Origin of the sequence: Streptomyces sp. NRRL S-1022, assembly GCF_000720135.1 — a bacterium.
Classification (GTDB): Bacteria; Actinomycetota; Actinomycetes; order Streptomycetales; family Streptomycetaceae; genus Streptomyces.
Map to the genome: position 1 here is coordinate 137,778 of NZ_JOIU01000001.1, position 21,197 is coordinate 158,974.

Sequence of the window (21,197 nt, forward strand, 5' to 3'; positions counted from 1 at the left end):
AGATCGCGTCCTTCGTCGTGCTCGGCACCCGGTCCCGTAACGGCCTCGTCACACTGTCCACACGCCCTGCCCGCTCGCCGTACGCTCACCCCCTCACCGCATCACCCACCCCCGAGGGACTCATGAACCGCAGCGCACTTGTCTGCACCGCCGCCACGCTCACCGTCCTCGCCGCGGCCACCGCCTGCAAGAGCACCACCGCGAGCCACACCACCAGCAACACCACCGCGTCCGCCAGCACCGGCACCAGCGACAGCAAAACCAGCACCGCCACCAAGGCGGTACCCAACTTCGTCGGCATGGGCCTGCAGTCCGCCCAGGACGCAGCCCAAAAGCAAGGCTTCTATAGCCTCACCTCCCACGACTCCGCCGGCCGCGCTCGCATGCAGATCCTGGACCGCGACTGGAAGGTCTGCTCCCAGAACATCAAGCCCGGCACCAAGACGGCCACCACCACGAAGCTCGACTTCGGAGCAGTCAAGCTCGCAGAGACCTGTCCGGCGAAGGACCAGTCCGCGCCGTCGGCGGCCGGCGGGACGATGCCGGACTTCCGCGGGGAGAGCGTGAAGGCTGCCCGGGCCGCACTCGACAGTGGCACGTCGATCGCCGTGAACGACGCGTCCAGCGACGGCCGCATGGTGCTCATCGAGTCGAACTGGCAGGTGTGTACACAGAAGCCCGCGGCCGGCACGAAGCTGGCCGGGCAGCCGGTGGAGTTCACCGCGGTGAAGTACGGGGAGCACTGCCCGTAGACGTGCGCGAGGCCCGGAGCCAGCGCTCGGCGCCTGCCCCTCCATCCCCCACCTGCGCTTTCGCCCCCGCATCTGCCGGTCCGCGCGGCCTTGCGCGCCATCGTGCTCTGCTGCGTAACGTCCGGCGGTGTACACGGCCGGACGCGCGGTGAGCCAGTCGGTTACTGGCTGCGGCGTCTCTCCGACGAGGTGCACAGCCGCTTCGAGACGGAACTCTCCCGGCACGACGTCACCGTCTCTCAGTGGGGGGTGATGATCAGCGTTTACGAGGGCCACGACACCACTAAGGCCGTGGCCGCTCACATGGACATCGATCCTGGAGCCGTCTCGCGGCTAGTCGACCGTCTTGCGGCCAAGGGGCTGATCCGCCGCGAGCCCGCCCAGGCGTCCCGGCGTACGGTCCGGCTGGTGCTGACCGATCAGGGGCAGGCCCTCGTGCCGGTCCTCGCCGAGCTCGCAGACCGCAATGATGCCCACTACTTCGGCTCGCTCGACGCCGGTCAGCGGTGGCAGTTGGAGGAGTGGATCCGGCGTCTGGTGGGGCAGGCCCGCCCCGCGCCGCCGCCCGACACAGCCTGAGAGAAGAGCACGATGAGCATCACGCATTAACTGGCCGAAGTGGGCCGTGGGAGGCTGCGCGTGCGCACGAACGCCGAGTTCGGCATCCTCGACCACGACTACGTCGACGACACCGCCGCCTGGTGCGTGCCCGCCCGGGTGGTCCCCAACGGCGACGGTGCCGATTTTATGATCACCTTTCATCAGCCGCCGTCCCTCACCGAAATGGTCTTCAAGCAGCAGGCCGACCTGGTCGACACGGAACTGGCCACCCTCAAGGAAATCTTGGAGACCGCTCGACCAGCCGTCTCCGCTTGAGGTGCACCAGTTGGGCCGGGAGCGGTAGATGACCGTCCCGATTACCCCGGCCCCGGCCACCGGCCCGCTGCCGGCGGCAGCCAGTGCGGGCCCTCCCGCCGCTCGATTTCCGCCTCGCACGCAGTTCCGGCGTCTGTGACTGAGACCGGCGCCCCTCCTACTGGTTTGGCTTCGCCAAGATGCTGTGCAGTGAGCAAGCACAGCCCATCACTCATGGTCGGATCTGCTTACCGTGCACGGCCAACTGGGTGGACTGCAGGGCTGTTCCTCGGACTCACCACCTCGCCCGCTCGGCCACGTTCAGACCGTCCCGTCCTTCTCGGAGACGCGCCGGGCGCGAGGTCGTCGGGTGTGTCGGCGGGTGCAGGTGTCGAGCATCGAGGACAGTGCCGATTTCTCCTCGTCGGGGGTAATCAGTTTCCAGACGGACTCGATGTGCGTGTAATCCTTGGCGCACGTGCACCAGAAGGGGTGGCTGGTGGGCTTCCGGTCGGCCGGTCCCTTGTCGGACCTCGAGGGGGCCGACGACTCCGACGCGATCAGCAGCCGCGGCGGTCTGCGCGACGGTGACGTTGAGCAACTGCACGAATGTCGCGCACAGCAGGACCGGCAGTACGAGCCGCCCGCCGCCACCGGCCGCGAGCCGTCCCGCGCTCAGGAACGGGGAACCCTTGACGGGCCGATGCCGGCTCACGTGGCGAGGACCGCCGCGAGCTGGCCCGGCCGGGCTGCGAACGGGCTGTGGCTGCCGGGCAGGGTATGCACAGTGAACGGGTTACCGGGGAAGGCCCGGTCGGCTTCCGCGATCATCAGGTCCTGCGCGGCCGGTGCCAGCGCCCGGTCCTCGGCGCAGCGCAGGAAAGTTCGTGGAATTCGTCCCCACCGTGCCGCGGTCAGGGTGACCGGAGCCGTCGGGATCGCCAGGGGCAGATCAGGGCTCAGCGCGGACCGCCACCGGTCAAAGCGGTCCAGCGGGGTGTCGTGGTAGTGGGTTTCCCGCAGTTCGTCGAGGTAGGCGGGATCCGGTGAGAGCGGATTGATCCGTACGGCGCCCAGGGCCTCGGGGTCGCCGAGGGTCAGGTTCTGGCCCAGCGCGGTGGCGTTCTCGGGTGAGCCCAGGTAGTCGAAGAACCGCGGCCGCCCGCCCGGGACGAACGCGGACAGGTAGACGATCCGGTCCACCAGCTCGGGCGCCCGCTCCGCGGCCAGGGACGCGGGACCGCCGCCCGCGCTGTGCGCGACGAGCACGACAGTGCGATGGTGACGCACCTGGCGCAGGACGCTCAGTACTGCCTCGGCGCAGTCGTCCATCGTCAGGGAGGCGAGCCGTGACTTCTCGGTCAGCAGGCCCGGCTGGCCGGGCAGCAGGTATCCGGTGGGCAGGGGTGCGTCGAAGCCGTGCCCTGGCATGTCGACGGCCACGCTCGCAGCGCCCAGTCCCGCCAGCGCGCGCTGCGTCGCCGCCCACTGTCCGGAGCCGTGCCAGGCGCCGTGCACGAAAACGAAGACGGTGTCGGTCAGAGATACGTTCTTCATGGCTCCATTCCGGACAGGAACCACAGCGCCATCCATTCACAGATCTGGTAAGTGGCATGGCAATATCTTTGAGGTCTTGTCCGCAGCCGGTGGGATCGACGGGATGGAGGGCGAGTCATGGAAGCGCGACACCTGCGGTACGCGGTCGCTCTCGCCGAGCACGAACACTTCGGCCGGGCGGCCGGCGCGCTGGGCATCGCGCAGCCGCCGCTGTCCAAGCAGATCGCCGACCTGGAGCGCGAGGTCGGGGCCCGGCTGTTCGACCGCACACGTCAGGGGGTGTTCCCGACCGCCGCCGGTGAGGCGTTCCTCGCGCGGGCACGCCGGGCGCTCGACGAGATCGCGGCGGCCACGGTCGATGCGGGCCGGGCCGCGCGCGGCGAGACGGGACGTCTGCGCCTCGGCTTCATCGCCTCGGCACTGCTCGACCCGCTGCCGGGCGTCCTGAGCCGGTTCGGCCGTGAACGGCCCGACGTGAGACTGGAACTGCACGAGATGGCGACCAGCCGCAGCAGCGCGGCTCTCGTCGCCGGGGAGCTGGACGTGGCCCTCACCCTCGGGCCGCCACGGGGCGCCGGAGCCGAGCATCTCGTGTCCGTCCCGATCGGACGCGACCACGTGATCGCTGTGGTAAGTGCAGTGCACCCGTACGCGGGTCAACAATCGGTAAGGGCCGACCAGTTGCGGCGACAGCCACTGATCGTGTCGGCCGGCGAGGACGAGCCCGCTGTAGTCGCCGTACTGCGCACCCTGCTGGGCACGGACTCATCGGCTCTCGGCGGCGCGACCGTCGCGAGGGACGTGCACACGATCATCGGCCTCGCCGCCTCGGGCGTGGGCGTCGGCCTGGGGCCGTCCCGCATGAGGGCGGTTCCGCGTCCGGGAGTGCGGTTCTGTGACGTGACCCCGCGCACGCCCCTGCCCGATCTCGTCCTGTCCTTCTCGGGCCGCGATCACTCCCCGGTGCTGCGCGCCTTCCTCGACACCATCCGGAAGAACTGCCCCGACATCGGTGCCGCCCTCAACGAACGGCTCCGGCACCACACTTGATTCGGGCCGGTCATCCCTTCGCATGCGCGTGTCCGGCCTTCCGGCACGGGTCGGCCTCGGCGTGAGGCGTACGGCGTACGGCGTACACGAGCGAGTCCCAGAACATTGCGTCGGCCCGCAGGCCCAGTCCCTGTCACCGCTCGCCGCAGTCACCGAAGAGGCTGAGCGCAGACCTGAAGGGGACATGCAGGCGTCGGGGCTTGCGCCGGGGGCGTCCGCGAAGTCCCCTGATGGCTGCGACCGCGTCCAGCAGACCGGACCGCCTACCGGCGCCGCCACGTCGTCGAGCGCTGCTTCAACTAGCTCAGCACCACAAGGCCCCGGCCACCCGCTACGACAGACGAGCCCGGCACTACGAAGCCCTCGTCACCCTCGCCTGCCTACAACTCCGGCCGCCCTGACTTCACGGACACGACCTGGGGCTCATCCGTAGGCTCGCCCCGCTCATGGCACAGCCTTCAGCACACTTCCACGTAGTTGCCGTGAGTGCCCCGGTTGCCCAAGGAGTCACTGGCGTAGATCTGAACACACATCCAGCCGCTGCCGTTCCACGGGCCGTAGTACCAGTTCGGGCCGTCGGCCGCAGTGCTGGGCCCGCTCGTAACCACCTCATCCCGGTTGCTGTACTGGATGTTGCGGTTGCTGTCGTAACCCACGTGAATGGTCACCAGAGTGCACCGATCGTAGGTGCTTCCCGGCTGCTGCCAGATATGCGGCGTCACAATGTTGCTGGTGTAGGTCGTGTACGCGAAGCAGCCGGAACCGCTCGGGCCGATCTGAGTATCCCAGCCGCTGTACGCCAAGGCCGAAGGAGCGTTCGCGAACATCAGACCGCTCGCGGCCATCGCACCGACCACCGCAGCACGCGCCGCACGCTGCCCCAACTTCCACTTCACGGAGTGTCTCCTCGTGTGGACATGACGGGACAGCCCTATGCCCCCGTCGGCTCATGCCGAGCCTAGAAGCGAATAGGGCCAACAAAGGGAGCCCAATTCAGCCATACAAGATGACGTTGATAGGGGGCAGCCTCGAAGAACAAGACGGACATGACACCGATACCGATCCCGGGCGGGAGGAGCGGCGGCGCATTGGGCGGCGGCGGAAACTCCGGCTGAAGGCCGCCCTCCGGGGACGCTCCAGAGGCGGGCAGACCAGCAAGGTCCACCTCGCCGCCGACCGCAAGTGCCGCCCGCTGGCGGTCGTGGTGACCGCGGGACAGGCCGCGGGCAGCCCGCAGTTCATACCTGTGCTGAAGAAGATATGGGTCCGCGGGCCCGTCGGCCGTCCCCGCAACCGGCCGGACGCAGGCGCCGCGCCGCAACTGGATGCACGGTGACCGGCCGGCCGGCGTCTGGTCGGTGCCGAGGACCGGTTGTCGGTCAGTTGGTGAGGGCTTGGCGGAGGGTGTCGCGGCAGTCGATGAAGGTGTCGACGCCGACGATGCAGATGGTGCGCATGACGGACTCGCTGGCAGCGGCCAGGCGTAGCCAGCCACCGGCCTCGCTGAGGGCCTGGTGGGCGGTGATGAGGATGTTGATGCCGCTGGAGTCCATGAAGGTGACCTGGTGCAGGTCGACCACGATGCGGGGGTGGGGAGTGCCGGAGGCGTCCAGGGCCTGGCGGAGTGTGTCGCCGGTGTGGTGGTCGATCTCTCCGGCCAGGGAGAGTACGCGGATGCCGTCGGTGGCGGTGGTCACGACCGACAGCTGATCGGTCTGCCCCGCGTTTTCGGTTCCGGTGATCTTTCCCGTGGACATGCGATTGATCCTGACACACGCAGCGCCTTGCGCACAGTACCGCCCGGCAGGGTGGGAACGGCGCCGATGTGTGGCCGATCCGACGCAGAGAGCATGGTGTGATCCCCAGCTGCGAGGGTAGACGCACCCAAGCTTTTGCGGACGGAGAGCGAATGGCGGTCGTGGTGGAACCAGACAGGGTGCCGGCAGGCGGCACAGCGCCGGACAGGCCGCTCATACAGACCAGCGCTGCTCTGGTCTCAGACGGCGAGGACATTGCCCGGGCCCGCCATATCGCCGCCGGTTTCCTCACCCGCGTCCAGGCCGAGCACGGCATCCCGGTCTCGCAGCGCGTCCTCGACCTCACCCAGCTGGTGGTCAGCGAACTGGTCACCAACGCCCGCAAGTACGCCCCCGGCCCGATACTGCTGGACCTGCGTATCGCCGGGGGCACGGTCGAGGTCGTGGTGTGGGACTCCGACCCGGTGCTGCCCGTCGCCCGTGCCGCTGACGCGGGCCGGGTCGGACAGCACGGCCTGGAGATCGTGATGGCCGTCTGCCAGGGCTTCGAGGCGCAGCGCGAACCGGTCGGCAAACGCATCACAGCCCGCCTCGCCCTGGCCGACGACCCCGGCGACGCCCTGTACGGGCGCCAGCCCCTGTAACCCGGGGCAGTCGGGCGGCGTACCGGACCCGTCGCTGTTCGGTGAAGCGCTCGGGTTCGGCGGCCTTGATCTCAGGGACGGGACTGGCGAGGACACCTTGCCACCAGTCAGCCACTCCGCGAGCTGCGCGCCCGCGGCTGCCAGGTCGACGTCACACCTCACGAGCCGAGGCCGCGGATCGGCGCCGCCGACCTCAAGAGAGAGGGCCCTTTCGAGCCCCGTCCCACGAGCTCATAGCTATTCATGCCCGCCGGAGCGCAGGCTGGTTGGTGGGTTGAGCCGCGCTGGCAACCTTCCTGCAGGCCTCCGCGTTGCCGATCCAAGGTCGGCAACTGGGGCGTTCGGCCTGAACCGCAGATAGTGGACATGAAGAGGCCGACGTTTAGCGAGGGTTGCAGCGCAGATCCGCCGAACCCGAGCAGGGCGCGGCCGGAGGTTGATCGCGTCGTGGGTGGCACGGTGGCGAGGCAGCCAGAAGTCCTCGGGACCTCCGGGCCTGCCCGGACCGCGCATCGAACGCGCCACCCCCGGCTCACGTCGGCGGCAGCCAGCGCCCGGCGCCCGTCTTTCATGGGCGGGGGCGCCGGCAGCCGGCCTGCGAGTGGGGGACCGGGTGAAAGAAGAGGTCCTGGGAGTGTGGGGCACCCAGGACCTCTTCCTCGCGTGCGGGCCGACAGCGTGGCAGACCGGCTGCCGGCCCGCTCCCACCTCGGGTGACGGTGCTCAGGTCACCGCCACCGGCGTCCTCGCATGCGGCGCAGACCGGCGAGGCCGAGGGCCAGGACGACGGCCGACCCGGCGGCGCCCACGCCGGCCAGGGTGCCGGCGTCCGGACGGGACGCGCCCGGCGTTCCGTCCGCCTGCCGACCGACGGTCCGGCTCGCCGCAGCCCGTGCGGCGGCCTCGGCGGCATCGTGGCCGAAGCCGTCGGCGTAGCCCTGCTCGTCGTACGCCGATCCGGCCAGCCGCGCGGCGTACGCCTCGTGAACGCGGTGCTGGTAGCCCTTCAGGCTGGTGCCGTGCGCACCGACCGCGGTCCGCGCCTCGCTGTTGAGCGGCAGCACCCGGTTGCCGCGCAGCACGTACCAGGCGTTGATCTGCGGCTCGCGGAAACACGGTGTCGTTGCCGTCGGCACGGGCGGCGTAGGTGGTCTCGTCGGCGCCACTGGCGATGTTCACCACCTTCCAGCCCTTCTCGGTGTGGACACTCCACACCGAGGCTCGCTGGCCGGTGGCCGACACCGCCTCGGTGGCGACGAATGACGGCTCGGCGACCGGCGCGTGCACGCGCCCCGCGACGAAGTCGGCGTTCAGCGTGTACACGGTGGTGCCGGAACCGGTGAGCCGGGGCGCGGCGGGCTTGCCACCCATCAGGCTCGGCCGGGAGGCGTGGCTGCCGTGGTCCGGGTCGTGGGCGAAGAAGCGTGCGAGCACACGCATCGTGGTGGCGTCGCCGGCCACGATACGGGCGGCGGCGAGCTGGTCGGCGCTGTAGGCCGTCGGCGCGGCGGGGGACGGGCCGGCGGCGGCGGCCGTGGAGGCGGCACCCAGGACGAGGGCGGTGGCTGTCAGGGTTCCGGCGGCCGGGCGGAGGAGGGTGCGGGTCTGCTTCACGGTGCTCACGCCCCGATCCCGTAGAGCGTGTGGGTCCAGCTGAAGTCGCTGTTGGACGTGTAGTAGGAGTACGTCGCCCAGTTGTAGCGGTAGTCGTCGGGCCAGGGGTCGCCCCAGTAGACCCAGTTCTTGGAGGTGTCGTAGCCGTACAGCACCTCCATGTGCCCGCCGCCGGAACTCCACTGGATGCGGGTCTGCACCGGGCGGTCGGCGTCGATCTCGCCCTGTACGCCGCTGTAGCTGAGGCGGCCCTGGATGTACCGGCCGGGGTTGAGGCCCATCCAGTCGTAGGCCCGCTGGTCGTTGGCGAGCGTGGCCTGCTGGTTGGGACAGGAGGTGCCCTGGGCGTAACCGAAGGCCGCGTCGCAGAACGAGTTCTGGCTGTAGTTGTAGCCGTGCCAGGCGGCGATCGTGGCGCCACTGGCCGCCCAGCACCAGTTGGTGTTCTGCTGGGCCTGCATGCTGATGTCGAGCACGTTGGCGCCCGTGGTGGTGGCGCCGGCGGAGGGGGTGCCGACGCAGGAGAAGGACAGGATTGCGGCGAACAGACCGCTCGCGAGAGCGAGTATTCGTCTCGCACCCCGGCGCGGCGGGTGTGGGGCAGTGGCAGACATGGGGCGGTCCTCCCTGGTGGGGGATTCGGCGGAAGGAGCGCGTCCGGACGCTTCGACGAGGATCCAGCCAAGACGTTGCACGGTCAACGGTTGATGGCTGGGCACCGACGACGGTGTGAACGGGGGGCGTGCACATGTGAACGCCGTACGTCCTACCGTTAGTAACCCGCCGGTCGCGCGGACCGGGCCACCTCTGTGGGAAGTGAATGTTCACGTCATCGCCCCCCACGCGGGAGGAGAGAGGGTGCGTCTGTGAGGCAGACGAGGAGCGACGCTTCGGACACGTCCGGTCGTGCCGCGGAACCGGCCGCCGTGGAGGAGACGGCCGCCGCGAACCGGCAGCCGGCACCGGCCCGTTCCCTGCCGGCGCCCCGTCCCCGAGGCGCTACCGGGCCCCCTGCCCAGGACGCCGGCGAGCCCCACCCCCACGGCGTCCCCGGGCCCGGCCCGCTCACCGCCGGGCAGGCTCCGGAGGACGGGGCCGGGAGCCCCGCCGCGGCGGGCCACGGCCGTGCGACGACGGCCGTCCCCCGGACGGGAGCCGCCAGGGTCCCCTCGACGTCGGCCGCCGCACGCGGCGCCGCGGAGGAGCGGCTCGCCGAGGCGCTGCGCACCGGACCGTTCCCGGTGGCCTTGCGGGCCGCGCTGGCCGCCCGCGGTCTGGCCCTGCACCGGGTACGGCACAGGCTCGCCCAGCGCGGCGTCCACGTCGGCGTGACCAGCCTGAGTTACTGGCAGCGCGGTGTCCGCCGCCCGGACCGGCCCGAGTCGCTGCGCGCCGTCAGCGCGCTGGAGGAGATCCTCGACCTGCCGGAACACGCCCTGACCCGGCTGCTCGGTCCGCGCGGGCCGGTCGACCACCCGACGGCCCGGCCGTACCGGACCCTGATCGGTCCCGGCTCGGCTCTGGAGGCGGTCCTCGCCGAGCTGGAGGCGCCGAAGGACGGCGGACTGCACACGGTGCTCCAGATCGAGCGGGTGGAGATCGACCGTGAGCGGCGGCTCGCCGCTCGCGAGGCCCAGCACGTGGTGCGCGCCCACCGGGAGGGCATCGACCGCTATGTGGCGATCCACTGCGGGGAACCCGGGTCCGACACCGCAGGGGTGCGGGTGCTGGGCCTGGAGAACTGCCGGACCGGCCGGGTACGCCGGGCCGCGGAGGCCGGGGTGGTGGTCGCGGAACTGCTGTTCGACACCCGGCTGGCATCGGGCGACACGGCGATGCTGCGCTACCGCTTCGAGGACGGCACGGGCGAGCCGAGCCGGGAGTACTTCCGCGGGTTCACCTACGCGGGGGGGCAGTTACGCGCTCCAGGTCTGCTTCGACCGGGCCCGGCTGCCGGTGCGCTGCCGCCGCTTCGGCCGGCCCTCGGTGCAGGTGCCGCCCGAGTACGGTGCCGACCTGACGCTCAACGCGTACGGCTCGGTGCACCTCGTGGACCCCGACATCCGGCCCGGTCACCTGGGCGTGGCATGGGACTGGGACTGACCGCCCCGGACGCGGAAGGCACCGGCCGGTGCCGCGCCGGATGTCCCTGGCGGTCGTCGGCTCAGGTCACCCGACCGGGCCCGGACATCGGCCGGCACTGCCCCTCCGAATCACTCCTGGCCAAGGGCATGACGGTACGTGCGCCCGCGTGAGCGTGTCCGTCCGGTAGCAGTACCGGACGGACACGTGGTGTCAGCGGTGTACCCCGGGTGTGAGCACGGCCGGAGCTGTCCGGCCGGCGGAGGCGGTCGTGGCGGGCGGGAGCGTCCAGTTCTGCGCACCGGTGCCGTTGCAGGTGTAGATCTGCAGCTGGGTGCCGTTGGACGTGGCGGAGTCGGGGACGTCCAGGCACTTCCCGGATGCCGGGTTCACGAGCGAACCGGCGGTGCCCGGCTTCCACTGCTGCGCGCCGGTGCCGTTGCAGCGGTAGAGCTGGACCAGTGTGCCGTTGGCGGTCCCGCTGCTGGTGACGTCCACGCACTTGCCCAGCAGACGGAGGGTGCTGTCGGAGGCGACCGTGACGTCCTGGGCGTAGGTCTGGTTGCAGCCCCAGGTCTGGATGTGCGTGCCGTCCCCGGTGCCCGAGTCGGAGACGTCGAGACACAGCTTCCCGGCGCCGCCCGTCACGCCTGAGGTGACCGGCCCGACGCGGGGCACCGCCGGGGTTGCGACGCCACCGCCGTAGGACGGCGGAGCGGCGGAACCACCGGAGGCCCAGGTCGTGTTGGGCGTGGTGCCGAGCGTGTAGGTGAGGGTGCCGCCGGCGGTGAGGGCCGAGGTGGGCGCGTAGGCGTTGTTCCAGGCGTCCGCGTTCCAGGTGGCGGACTGGACGTAGGGGGCGTCGTCGGCGGCCCCGTTGCCGTTGATGGTCAGCGTCTTGCCCGAGGGCAGGGTCACCAGAGCCTGCGGGAAGACCGGCGAGCCGAGGGCCAGGTCGGCCGTGCCCGGAGTCTGTGGGAACATGCCGAGCGCGGACCACACGTACCAGGCGCTCATCGCGCCGAGGTCGTCGTTGCCGTCGGCCAGCCCGCTCGGGGTGTCGGACCAGATCTGGTTCTGAATGGTCCGGACCGTGCCCTGGGTCCTGTACGGCGCTCCGGTGTAGTCGTACTCCCACGGCAGCTCGATGCTGGGCTCGTTGCCCACCCACGCGTAGCCCCTGTCACCGGTGAAGCTGCGCAGGACGGTGTCGAGGTAGTGGTTCATGGCGGTGTTGCCGCCCTTGGCCCGGGCGAGTCCGGCGATGTTGAACGGGATCATGCCGGTGTAGATCCACGAATCGCCTTCGACCATGTTCGTCCCGCTGGTGGGGTCGAACCCGCCGGTCCACGTCCCGTTCGCGTTACGGGGCTCCACGAAGCCGGACGCGGGGTTGAGGACGTTGTGCCAGTTCTGCGCCCGGGCGGCGTACGTCTTCTGGTCGGCGCTGTCACCGAGGGCGCCGGCGAGCGCGGACAGGGCGAAGTCCGCGGTGTTGTACTCCAGCGTCGTGGCGACCGGCCCGTAGAAGTTGCAGCAGCCGTAGCTGCCGTCGTGCGGCAACCAGCCGGGGGAGTCCAGGTAGTTCAGTCCCGGCCGGTCGTTGTTGGTCTTCGACGCCTGGGCGACCAGCCCTCGAAGTGTCTGCGCTGTGTCGAACTGGCGGGCGCCGAACGCGTAGTAGTCGGCGAGGATGGCGGCGGCCGGGTCACCGACCATCACGTAGGACTCGCCGTTGTACTCCGACCACTTGGGGAAGAGGCCGGTCTGGAGGTAGTCGTCGAGCATGGACTGCGCCGTGTCGGAGGCCACCTCCGGGTCGACCAGCGCCTCCAGTTGCGCCTGCGAGCGGTAGATGTCCCACCCGGAGTAGTTGCCGTAGACGGCCTGGTGACCGGAGTCGACGGTGTGCGTACGACCGTCGAAGCCCGCGTACTGCCCATTGGTGTCGCTGACGACGTTCGGGTGCAGCAGCGAGTGGTACAGCGCCGTGTAGAACATCTGCTGGTGCGCCGCGGTGCCGCCACCGATCCGGATCCTGCCCAGTTCCGCGTTCCACGCGTTCTGGGCGGCGCCGCGGGTGGCGTCGAAGTCCCAGCCGGGGTTTTCCGCGGCCCGGTTGGCGGTGGCGTTGGCGACGGAGACGTAGCTGATGCCGACCTTTGCCTGCACGATCGGGTGGGCGGTCGCGTCGAAGGTCACGTACCCGTTCTGAGCCGCGGCCCGGGGGGTTTCCGCGGCGGCCCCGGAGCGGGCCCTGCCGGGAGCCGGGGCCGGACTGCCGTGCAGAACCGGCTTGTTGGGCGTCTCCGCGGTGTTCTGGCCGGCGCCGTGGACGGTCGGCCGGCGGAGGGTGGACGTGGCCGCGGGGGCGCCGCTGCTCTTGAACGGCTGGTCGAAGACCATGTCGAAGTAGACGGTGTAGGTGTTGCCCGCCCCGCAGAAGCGCCCGCTGGTGACCTGCCCGCTCACCTCGGTGGGCGAGACCACGGTGAACTGGGTGTTTGTGGCGCCGTTCTGGCTGCCCGTCAGCTTGAAGACTAGGTTGGCCTGCGTGGTCGAGGGGAAGGTGAAGCGCGCCATGCCGCTGCGCTCGGTGGCGGTCAGCTCGGTGGTGACCTTGTTGTCCAGCGCCACCTTGTAGGTGCCGGCGGATGCACTCTCGTCGGCGTGCGAGAAGTTTTCGGTCGCCGAGGTGCTCACGGCGCCGATCGTCGGGAGCACCGGGACGTCACCGGCGGCGCCGCAGCCCGGTCCCGCGATGTGGGTCAGGCTGAAGCCGGTGATCGACTTGTCGTTGTACTCGTAACCGCCGCCCGGAGGCCGTGAGGGAGTGTCGGGGCTCCACTGCACCATGCCGAACGGAACGTCGGCGCCGGGAAAGTCGTTGGCCTCGTTCGACGTCCCGATGAACGGGTTGACGAGCGTGGCGGGGGCGGTCACCAGGGACGCTGAGGCGGGCACCGCCGCTGCGGCGGGCGCGGCGAGGACGGTCGCGGCGAGGACGGTCGCGGCGAGGGCGGTCGCCGCCAGCAGCCCGGTGCCCAGGGCGACGGGTGGACGGGGTGTGGGTCTCATGTCCGTCGTTGCTCCTTGTGCTCGTGTCCACCTGGTCCTCCTCGGACCGGCGGGCGGCGTTCGGAACGGGGCTGTGCCGAGGCCCTGACAACGTTGTCCGAGGACCGTCAGCCGAGTGTCGACACGAGACGGCGGATCGTGGTGTGTTCGGCGCACGGCGGAACGGTCGGAGATGCCGGAGCAAGGGCGCGTGCTTCCCGGGACGGTAGAGCGGTTTGCAGGTTCACGTCAACCAGGCATCCCTGGCGGGTGTGGGCGCGGGTGCCGGGCGCAGGGAAGCGAGCGGCGAGCGCCGGCCTTTCTCCACCGCGCGGACGTTAGGAACAGTTCGGGTGTCTCAGGGCAGGGGCTGTCTCAACGGACCGGCTGTCGCTGCATCGCGCTGACAGTGGGGATCTTGTACGCAGCTGTCTCATGAAGCGCCGACAAGCGTTGCCGCAGCTGACGATGGAGCAAGCCCACCAGCACCGAGGCCGTGTTTAGCGCAGCCGTGGGTCCATCTCCAGTAGCTGTTGGTCGGTGCGGTAGATGCCGCCGGCGAAGTGTTCGATCGCCGAGCGCAGGCGCAAGGGGTCGGCGCCGTAGGTACCCAGCATTCCCGCGATGACGTAGTGCCGGTCCGGGAGACGTTGGTTGAGCTTCTTGTGGAACCCTGGCGGCCGCGGAGCGTCGGCCTTGAGCCGCACGATGAGCACGTTGGGGATCGCTACCGTCCCCGGCGCCCTGCGCAGTACCCCCACGCACTCGATGTGCGGCCACGGCACGTGAGCCGTACGCGTGCCGTGCTCGGTCCGTAATCCGTCCCCGTCGACGACGAGGTCGTAGTGGACACCTCTTCGGCGGAGATTCACAAGGAGGACCGGACCGACGAAGAGCGCTATAGCGGCAGCGACGATCAGGGTCGCGCGCCATCCACCGAACAGCGTCATCACCGCAATGCTGACAGTAATCAGCAGGACACCCTTGATGGTGTTGCGTCTGGTTGGCGGGTCGGACGGCGGCTCACGGAAACGGATCTCTCCCTCGCTGCCGGTCGGCGGCCCTGCGTGCGGCTGGAAGGGGCCGCGGACGAGGGCGACTTCCCCGGCGGCGTTGACGGAGCGCCGCTGCGGCCGCGGCAGCCCCATCCCGTGCATCACGCTGTCGACGTGCTGGTGGACGGCATCCAGAGTGAGCGGCTCGGGCTGGCTCAACGCATCCAGCAGGGCGGCGGTGAAGGCGGTGTGACGTTGACCGGGCGGTGCGTGGGAGGGGGCGGTGGCCGTGGTGGAGGTGAGGGTGTAGGTGCCGCTCACGTCGAGTTGCGCCGACAGCAGGCTGCCCGATTCGGTCATGGCAGCCACTGCGCGGCCGGAGAAGCAGCAGTCCAGCACCAGGACCCGCAGACGTGCACGGGCCCGGCCGAGGTAGCGCTTGACCAGGTCGGCCGGGACACCGGTGAAGCCGACGTGACCGGGATCCGTGGAGGACAGCGCAAGATGGAGCAGCCCGTCCTCGTCCAGGAGCCCGTGTCCGGCGTAGTAGACGAGCAGCAGGTCCTCCGCCTCGCGTGCCGCTTGGGCGAGTGCCATACCGACGCTGCGGTGATCGGCCGGATCGGCCAGCACCCGGCAGTGTTCCGGCGGCAGAACGCCGTTCGTCTGATCGGTGAGCGCGGAGCGAAGGTCCGCGAGGTTGGCGCCCACGGCGGGAATCGCGGGCAGATCAATGTCGGTGAAATCGCTGCACCCGATGAGGACCGCCCGGGAAGCGGCACCGTCAGGGAAACGCGGCGCGCTCTGCCTCACTCCTCCCCGCCCTCCAGCAGGCGCCCGACCGCACCGATCACCGCCTGCGCATCGCTGGTCCGGCGGACCTCCACGGTGACCTCCCGCCCATCGCCGCGGCTAACGTGCACGGTGACGTCCGCACGGCGTTGCACCAGCCACGTCGACACGGACCGGGCCAGCACCGCTCCCGCTCCGCCGGAGCCCAGCGCCACCGCCAGCACGTCCAGCGCGGCCCCCATCTGCCCCGGCTGCGGCGTCCGGGCCAGCAGCTCCACCCGGCCGCGCAGCGCCTCTTCCGCAGCCAGCCAATCCCGCAGCGACACCAGATGCGTCTCTGCCTCCACACCCGGCTCAGCCGAAACCTGCACCCTCAAAGTGCAGCGTGTAGACGGCGTTCGGCTGTCCTCGCATTTCTCCATGGGACCATGGTGCCAACAGCGGCGGCTGAACACCCCAGCCGCCTCGCATCCGTTGGCGCTGCGGTGCGGCCCCTGCATCAGCGTGCCCGGCGGCTGGCCGGTGGGCATCCACGGACGGCGGCTGACGCCGAAGCGGAGTCGGGGTCGCGGCGCTGCCACTCCTGACGGAGCCGAGTAAGCGCACGGTGCAGAGTGCTCTTGACTGTGCCGGGAGCCATGCCGAGGGCGGCGGCCGTCTCGTCGGTGGACATCTGCTCCCAGTACCGCAGCACCACGACGCTGCGCTGCTGCGGCGCCAGCACTCGCATGATGTCCATCAGCAGCCCGCGGTCGGCGTGCTGTTCGGCGGAGTCCTCAACACTCGCGTCCGGCAGCTGTGAGGTGGGGAGTTCCTGAAGTTTACGGGCCCGCCACCACTCAGTACGAGTGTTGATCATGACGCGGCGCAGGTAGCCGTCGGCGAGCTGCTTGTCCGCTATGAGGTCCCACCGGCCGTACATGCGTAACAACGCGGTCTGCAGCAGATCCTGGGCTTCGAGCGGGTCGCCGACCAGGCGGCGCGCGCTGCGCAGCAGAGCATCGTGCCTCGTACGGACGTACTCCTCGAATTCCAGCACCTCGCCAGGGCGCTCGCGCACAATCACGTGTGGTGTTCCCTTCCGAACGTGGAGGTGAGCGGTCGGCTTCTTGCACCTGCCGTTGCTGCCCGCCTCCTGTACATGGACGGCATCGTGGGCTCGGTGCGTCGGCTTGGATGCCCCGCTGCGAGTGCCGCCCGCGCGTGGCCTGGCCGAGAGCGGGTTCATACCGTTGTGTTCCGGACGCAGGGCTGGGGTTGTGCTTGCTTGAGGGGCGTTGGGTCGTCGGCCGCTGCTGACATGCACGGCCTCGCACCTCAGGAATCGGTGTCTGACCCGCTCATGCGGTGCCGCCTGCGCGTAGTGGTGGGGTCTGTGGTCGGTCTGATCACAGACCCCACCACGGGTTGGGCCGCGGCCCTTACGGCCTTTCTACCGGCCCGCCCACGCCTCAACCACGGTGGTCTTCACGCCCTTGAGGATGAGCTTGAGGGTCTCACCGTTCTGGTAAGCCACAACAGGCGTGTGGTGCCTGTCGCCGTCGCACCAGCCGGTCTTGCTCTTCTTTGCACCCGTGTCCAGGTTCCAGACCGTCAGCTTGACCTCGGCGTCGGCGTCGCCCGTGCAGCTGAAGACACCTCGGGCCTCCCGTGTTCCGTTGGGCGCGCGGTAGCCCTGGGAGACCCACTTGTGATGCGACTGCATGTAATCCCGGCCGATGGTGGACTGCCACACCTTCGTCCAACTGGTCTGGGCCGAGACGGTGTCCGTGGGTGTGCCGGTCGCTGCGGTGGCCGCCGGGGCCGTGAGGGCCGACCCCGAGGCCACTGCCGCCGCGCACATGACGGAGGCGATGGCGAGGGCGGAGCGCCTGCGTGTGTTCATGATGAGCGTTCCTTTCGAATGAGTGGAGGTGTGAAGACCGGCCCGCTGCACCGCGTGTGGTGGTGGCGCGACCGGTGTCTGACATCGAGTTCAGCGGGTCGGGAATTGAATGGGCAGCCGGTTCTGCCGCCCTGAACAATGGACTCGCTGCAGGTCACGGCCATGGCGTTGCGGCGGTGGCCAAAGCAGACGCTTTCGGATTGCGCTCCTGCCAGGGGGTTGCGTACCTTGTCCGGCCTTGCGCCGCGTCCACGGGGGAAGCGGTCGGCTGGAGGGGTGAGCTGTCGATGGCGGGACGTCCGGAGAGTCCACTCGATCCCAGCACCGGGCCGGTGGCACGGTTCGCGGCCGAGTTACGCAAACTCCGTGCGGAAGCCGGAAGCCCGACCTACCGGGTGATGGCGCAGCGCGCGGGTCAGGGGACAAGCACCCTGTCGCAAGCCGCCAGCGGTGAGCGGCTGCCGACCCTGCCCGTCGCGCTGGCCTACGTCGGGGCGTGCGGCGGCGATCCGGAGGAGTGGGAGGAGCGTTGGCGGCAGGCGGCCGCTGAAGTAGCAGCGGAGCCCCGAACCGAGGATGAGGATGCCGAGCCTCCGTACCGGGGTCTGGCCCGGTTCGAGCCGGGCGACGCCGATCTGTTCTTCGGCCGCGATAGGCTCACCGACCGCCTGGTCGAGCTGACCCGTGTCCGTCGGTTCACCGCGGTGTTCGGCCCGTCGGGCAGCGGCAAGTCCTCTCTACTGCGCGCTGGCCTCATCCCCCGCCTCCGCACCCCGGACCAGGCCAACCCACAGCCAGCCGCGCTACGCGTCCTCACCCCCGGCGAGCACCCCCTGCGCACCCACGAGCAGCGACTGACCCCGAAGGACGGCGACGGGGACACGTGGCTGATCGTGGACCAGTTCGAAGAGCTCTACACCCTCTGCCACGACCTGGAGGAGCGCGACCAGTTCATCGACCAGCTCCTGACGGCCACCAACCCGGCCAGCCGGCTGCGCGTGGTCATCGCCGTGCGCGCCGACTTCCTCGGTCGGTGTGCCCAGCACCCGCGGCTGACGGCCGCGCTGCAGGAGGCCACCGTGTTGGCCGGCCCGATGAGCCGTGACGAGTTGCGCGAGGCCATCGTCAAACCCGCCCAGACCGCCGGGCTGATCGTCGAACGCACCCTGACCACGCGCATCGTCGAGGAGGTGGAGGGCGAACCTGGCGCCCTGCCGCTGATGTCCCACGCCCTGCTGGAGACCTGGCGGCGCCGCAAGGGCCGAGTCCTCACCGCTGAGGCCTACGACGCGGCCGGAGGTCTCAGCGGCGCCATCGCCCGCACCGCCGAGAACGTCTACACGCATCTGACCCCGTCCCAGGCCGACCTCGCCCGCCGTATCCTGCTCCGCCTCATCACCCCCGGCGAGGGAACCCCCGACACGCGCCGGCCCGCCCCTCGCACAGAACTCGACTTCGGCGACCCCAGCGACACAGCCACCGTCCTCGAACACCTGGCCCGCGCCCGCCTGCTCACCCTCGAGCACGACACCGTCAACCTCGCCCACGAGGCCCTCATCGCCGCATGGCCCCGACTGCAAGCCTGGATCAACGAAGCGCGCGACCGCCTGCGCCTGCACCGCCAGCTCACCGAAGCCGCACGAACCTGGTACAACCTCAACCAAGACCCAGGCGCGCTGTACCGGGGAACCATGCTGGCCGCCGCAGAGGAAGCGTTCGCCGATCCCGGTCGGCGCCGCGCCCTGAACACCGCCGAGGCCAAGTTCCTCACCGCCAGCCTCGATGCCCGGGCTGGAGAACGCCGGGCCACTGCCCGCACCACACGGCGCCTGCGCACGCTCGTGGCCGCTCTGAGCGCACTACTCCTCGTCGCCCTCGCGGCCGCAGGCGTGGCCCTGAAACAGCGGGCGGCGGCGAACGCCGAGCGGACCACGGCGGTGGCCCGGCAGATCGCGGCGGAAGCGGACCAGTTACGGGGGACCGACGTGCCCGCCCAGACACAGGACGTGGCGCTAGCGGCCCTGCTGGATGTGACGTCGTACCGGATGCGCGACAGCGCGCGCACCTACACGAGCCTGGTACAGGCGGCGAACTCCGCGCTGTTCAAGGACGTGCCTGAGCAGGACCGGGCAACACCTGGCCCAGGCGCCGTGTCCGAGGGCACCCCGCGGCTGGCACACGACACACACCGGCACACCCTGGCCGCGGTCGGGGACGACGGGAACGTGCGGCTATGGGACACCACCCACTTCACGCACCCCAGACGCGTCGGACGGACCCTGCCGGGCAGCGACGTGGCCATGACCCCCGACGGGCACGTGCTGGCCATCGGGATTTATTCCGGCGTCCAGCTGTGGAACATCGCAGACCCGGCGGACCCCGCGCCGCTTGGCAGTATTCCCACATCCGGTGACACCAACTGGATGGAGCTGGCCTTCGGAAACGACGGTCACCTGCTCGCGGTCGGTACCGACAGCACCGCCCTGTGGGATGTCACCGACCCCCGGAAACCGCAACGCCTGGCTGCATCCCTGCCCGGAAACGTGGTGGCTTTCAGCCCCAGCCGGAAGGTCATGGCCACGGCCGACTCAGGCAACGGCACAGTACGCCTCTGGGACACCTCGCACCGGACGCGCCCGGCTGCCCTCGGGCTGCTGCGCACCCGCTCGGACAAGGAGACCATCCTGGTGTTCAGCCCCGACGGGCGGTATCTCGCCACGAACGGCAGCGAGGCCGACCAAGTGCCGCTGTGGGACGTCAGCAGACCGGACCGGCCCACCTCCTCCGACATCGTGCTCGGCACGTCCGACGGCACGGAAGCAGGGGCGGCGTCCTACAGTCCCGACGGCCGGGTCGTCGCGGTCAGCGGAGGGAATGGCATCCAGCTCTGGAACATCGACGCCGGCCTGAGCGCGCCGCTGGGGAGAGCGCTTGGGCAACGCTCGCCGACGGGGATCACCACGCTGTTCGCTCCCGACGGACGCAGTCTGATCGCCGCCGGCGGGGCACTGCGGATCTGGAGCCTGCCGCCGGGCGTGCTGCTCGGTTGCGCAACCTCGAGCACGACCGGATTCTCCCCGGACGGGCGGACCATGGCGACGGCCTGCACCGACGGCGAGCCCGTGCGGCTGTGGGACGTTGCCGACCCCGGAGTCCCCCGTCTGCTGCCGGGCACGCTTGCCCCGGGCACCGCCGCGCAATTCGCCCCGCACCGACACCTGCTCGCCGTCACTGCATCTGACGGCGGGGTCCGGCTCTACGACGTGACCGACCCGGCACGGCCCCACACTCTCGGGCATCTCACCGCCAGCCGTGACAACGCAGTGGTCTTGGCGGCCTTCTCCCCGGACGGGCGCGAACTGATCACCTATGAGGAGATGAGTGACCGCTCGCAACCTGCGGGACCGGGCATCGGGGACGGGGACGGGCGTATACCCAGCGAGGTCCGGCTCCCGGACAACGGTGTCCGCATCCGTACCTGGGACCTCGGCGACCCCCGGTATCCCCGGGAGACGGGACGGGCCGTCGTACTGGAGAAGAACGCTGGCGCCGGTCCACTCGCCCGCGACTCGGACGGCCATGAACTCGCGGTCGTCGATGACGACCGGCGCATCCTGCTGTGGGACACGAGCAACCCCAGGCATCCGCGTCGGCGCGGCCGGTCCTTCGTCGGTGACGTCCTGGCCTTCGCACCCCACGGCGACACTATGGCCATCGGCAGCGCAGATGGCACCGTGAGCCTCTGGAACACCGCTGACCCCGCCCGGCCCACCAAGCTGGGTACGCCGCTCGACGCTGGCGCCTCCGTCACCGGCCTCGCGTTCGACAGCGACGGGCAAAGGCTGGCGGTGGGCACTGTCGACGGCCTGATCAAGCTGTACGACACGACCGACCCGGCACATGCCAAGGCCGTCGGGGACCCGCTCGTGGGACACACGGCCGAGATCGACAACCTCGTCTTCGCACCCGGCGGCCAGTCCCTCGCAAGCGGCGCCCAGGACGGCACCCGGCTGTGGGCGCTGGACGCCGAGCAGAACATCCACCGCATCTGTGCGGTCACCGGGCATGCCCTCACCCGCGACCAATGGCGACGTCATGTGGGGACCCTGCCCTACCAGAGTCCCTGCCGTTGAATGCCGGTAAACCCGTTGCCCCCT

Annotated in this window: 17 protein-coding genes and 3 pseudogenes; 10 read left to right on the top strand and 10 right to left on the bottom strand. The window is 70.2% G+C overall.

The window, feature by feature from the left end; all coding sequences use genetic code 11:
- Nucleotides 1-122 precede the first annotated feature (122 nt).
- From IG05_RS0100610 to IG05_RS0100620, 3 genes are all read left to right on the top strand, one after another.
- On the top strand, nucleotides 123-752 hold the full coding sequence (locus IG05_RS0100610; RefSeq protein ID WP_234335696.1) for a hypothetical protein: 630 nt from the start codon (nucleotides 123-125) through the stop codon (nucleotides 750-752).
- Nucleotides 753-842: 90 nt separating this feature from the next.
- Nucleotides 843-1,331 carry a MarR family winged helix-turn-helix transcriptional regulator gene (locus tag IG05_RS41670; RefSeq protein WP_158838676.1) on the top strand — a complete coding sequence of 163 codons (489 nt, stop codon included), beginning with the start codon at nucleotides 843-845 and terminating at the stop codon, nucleotides 1,329-1,331.
- Between the two features lie 60 nt (nucleotides 1,332-1,391).
- The gene (locus tag IG05_RS0100620) at nucleotides 1,392-1,628 is read left to right on the top strand and encodes a hypothetical protein (protein WP_051789339.1); all 237 of its coding nucleotides are present in this window, start codon (nucleotides 1,392-1,394) and stop codon (nucleotides 1,626-1,628) included.
- Between the two features lie 690 nt (nucleotides 1,629-2,318).
- Here IG05_RS0100620 and IG05_RS0100630 read toward each other — a convergent pair.
- Complete coding sequence (locus IG05_RS0100630; protein WP_030338279.1) at nucleotides 2,319-3,164, bottom strand: alpha/beta fold hydrolase; 846 nt, start codon at nucleotides 3,162-3,164, stop codon at nucleotides 2,319-2,321.
- A 117-nt stretch (nucleotides 3,165-3,281) separates the two neighbouring features.
- Here IG05_RS0100630 and IG05_RS0100635 point away from each other — a divergent pair, with 117 nt between their 5' ends.
- On the top strand, nucleotides 3,282-4,214 hold the full coding sequence (locus IG05_RS0100635; RefSeq protein WP_030338281.1) for a LysR family transcriptional regulator: 933 nt from the start codon (nucleotides 3,282-3,284) through the stop codon (nucleotides 4,212-4,214).
- Between the two features lie 252 nt (nucleotides 4,215-4,466).
- Nucleotides 4,467-4,615 (top strand): annotated as a pseudogene (locus tag IG05_RS46495) (IS5/IS1182 family transposase); the annotation flags it as partial.
- Nucleotides 4,616-4,672: 57 nt separating this feature from the next.
- On the opposite strand, the gene IG05_RS0100640 reads toward IG05_RS46495, so the two are convergent.
- Nucleotides 4,673-5,110 carry a hypothetical protein gene (locus tag IG05_RS0100640; protein WP_030338282.1) on the bottom strand — a complete coding sequence of 146 codons (438 nt, stop codon included), beginning with the start codon at nucleotides 5,108-5,110 and terminating at the stop codon, nucleotides 4,673-4,675.
- Between the two features lie 170 nt (nucleotides 5,111-5,280).
- Between IG05_RS0100640 and IG05_RS50405 the strand changes: the two are divergent.
- Nucleotides 5,281-5,529 (top strand): annotated as a pseudogene (locus tag IG05_RS50405) (IS5/IS1182 family transposase); the annotation flags it as partial.
- A 64-nt stretch (nucleotides 5,530-5,593) separates the two neighbouring features.
- Here the strand turns inward: IG05_RS50405 and IG05_RS41675 are convergent.
- Nucleotides 5,594-5,971 carry an STAS domain-containing protein gene (locus IG05_RS41675; protein WP_030338284.1) on the bottom strand — a complete coding sequence of 126 codons (378 nt, stop codon included), beginning with the start codon at nucleotides 5,969-5,971 and terminating at the stop codon, nucleotides 5,594-5,596.
- A gap of 152 nt (nucleotides 5,972-6,123) precedes the next feature.
- On the opposite strand from IG05_RS41675, the gene IG05_RS0100650 reads away from it, so the two are divergent.
- Nucleotides 6,124-6,615 carry an ATP-binding protein gene (locus tag IG05_RS0100650; RefSeq protein ID WP_051789341.1) on the top strand — a complete coding sequence of 164 codons (492 nt, stop codon included), beginning with the start codon at nucleotides 6,124-6,126 and terminating at the stop codon, nucleotides 6,613-6,615.
- A 728-nt stretch (nucleotides 6,616-7,343) separates the two neighbouring features.
- Here the strand turns inward: IG05_RS0100650 and IG05_RS48785 are convergent.
- Nucleotides 7,344-7,751, bottom strand: a complete 408-nt coding sequence (locus tag IG05_RS48785) for a hypothetical protein (RefSeq protein ID WP_051789343.1) — start codon at nucleotides 7,749-7,751, stop codon at nucleotides 7,344-7,346.
- Nucleotides 7,752-7,762: 11 nt separating this feature from the next.
- Between IG05_RS48785 and IG05_RS48790 the strand changes: the two genes are divergently transcribed.
- Nucleotides 7,763-8,110, top strand: coding sequence for a hypothetical protein (locus tag IG05_RS48790; protein ID WP_234335697.1), 348 nt, complete (start codon nucleotides 7,763-7,765; stop codon nucleotides 8,108-8,110).
- Nucleotides 8,111-8,234: 124 nt separating this feature from the next.
- Here the strand turns inward: IG05_RS48790 and IG05_RS0100660 are convergent, their stop codons facing one another.
- Entirely contained in the window at nucleotides 8,235-8,843 is a 609-nt protein-coding gene (locus IG05_RS0100660; protein WP_030338288.1) for a papain-like cysteine protease family protein, read from the bottom strand.
- A 606-nt stretch (nucleotides 8,844-9,449) separates the two neighbouring features.
- On the opposite strand from IG05_RS0100660, the pseudogene IG05_RS41685 reads away from it, so the two are divergent.
- A pseudogene (locus IG05_RS41685) lies at nucleotides 9,450-10,332 on the top strand (hypothetical protein).
- Between the two features lie 192 nt (nucleotides 10,333-10,524).
- Here IG05_RS41685 and IG05_RS41690 read toward each other — a convergent pair.
- The 5 genes from IG05_RS41690 to IG05_RS47525 form a co-directional block, all read right to left on the bottom strand.
- Nucleotides 10,525-13,389 (bottom strand): lectin, encoded by a 2,865-nt coding sequence (locus IG05_RS41690; RefSeq protein WP_078893770.1) that lies wholly within the window; start codon nucleotides 13,387-13,389, stop codon nucleotides 10,525-10,527.
- 479 nt (nucleotides 13,390-13,868) lie between these two features.
- Nucleotides 13,869-15,176 (bottom strand): caspase family protein, encoded by a 1,308-nt coding sequence (locus tag IG05_RS43525; RefSeq protein ID WP_078893772.1) that lies wholly within the window; start codon nucleotides 15,174-15,176, stop codon nucleotides 13,869-13,871.
- Nucleotides 15,173-15,577, bottom strand: a complete 405-nt coding sequence (locus IG05_RS0100680) for an effector-associated constant component EACC1 (protein ID WP_158838678.1) — start codon at nucleotides 15,575-15,577, stop codon at nucleotides 15,173-15,175. Before IG05_RS0100680 ends, IG05_RS43525 begins: the two co-directional genes overlap by 4 nt.
- A gap of 77 nt (nucleotides 15,578-15,654) precedes the next feature.
- Nucleotides 15,655-16,215, bottom strand: coding sequence for a SigE family RNA polymerase sigma factor (locus IG05_RS0100685; protein ID WP_037812620.1), 561 nt, complete (start codon nucleotides 16,213-16,215; stop codon nucleotides 15,655-15,657).
- A gap of 372 nt (nucleotides 16,216-16,587) precedes the next feature.
- The gene (locus IG05_RS47525; protein WP_158838680.1) at nucleotides 16,588-17,040 is read right to left on the bottom strand and encodes a hypothetical protein; all 453 of its coding nucleotides are present in this window, start codon (nucleotides 17,038-17,040) and stop codon (nucleotides 16,588-16,590) included.
- Nucleotides 17,041-17,114: 74 nt separating this feature from the next.
- Between IG05_RS47525 and IG05_RS0100700 the strand changes: the two genes are divergently transcribed.
- Nucleotides 17,115-21,173 (top strand): hypothetical protein, encoded by a 4,059-nt coding sequence (locus tag IG05_RS0100700; protein WP_234335698.1) that lies wholly within the window; start codon nucleotides 17,115-17,117, stop codon nucleotides 21,171-21,173.
- Nucleotides 21,174-21,197: the final 24 nt, after the last annotated feature.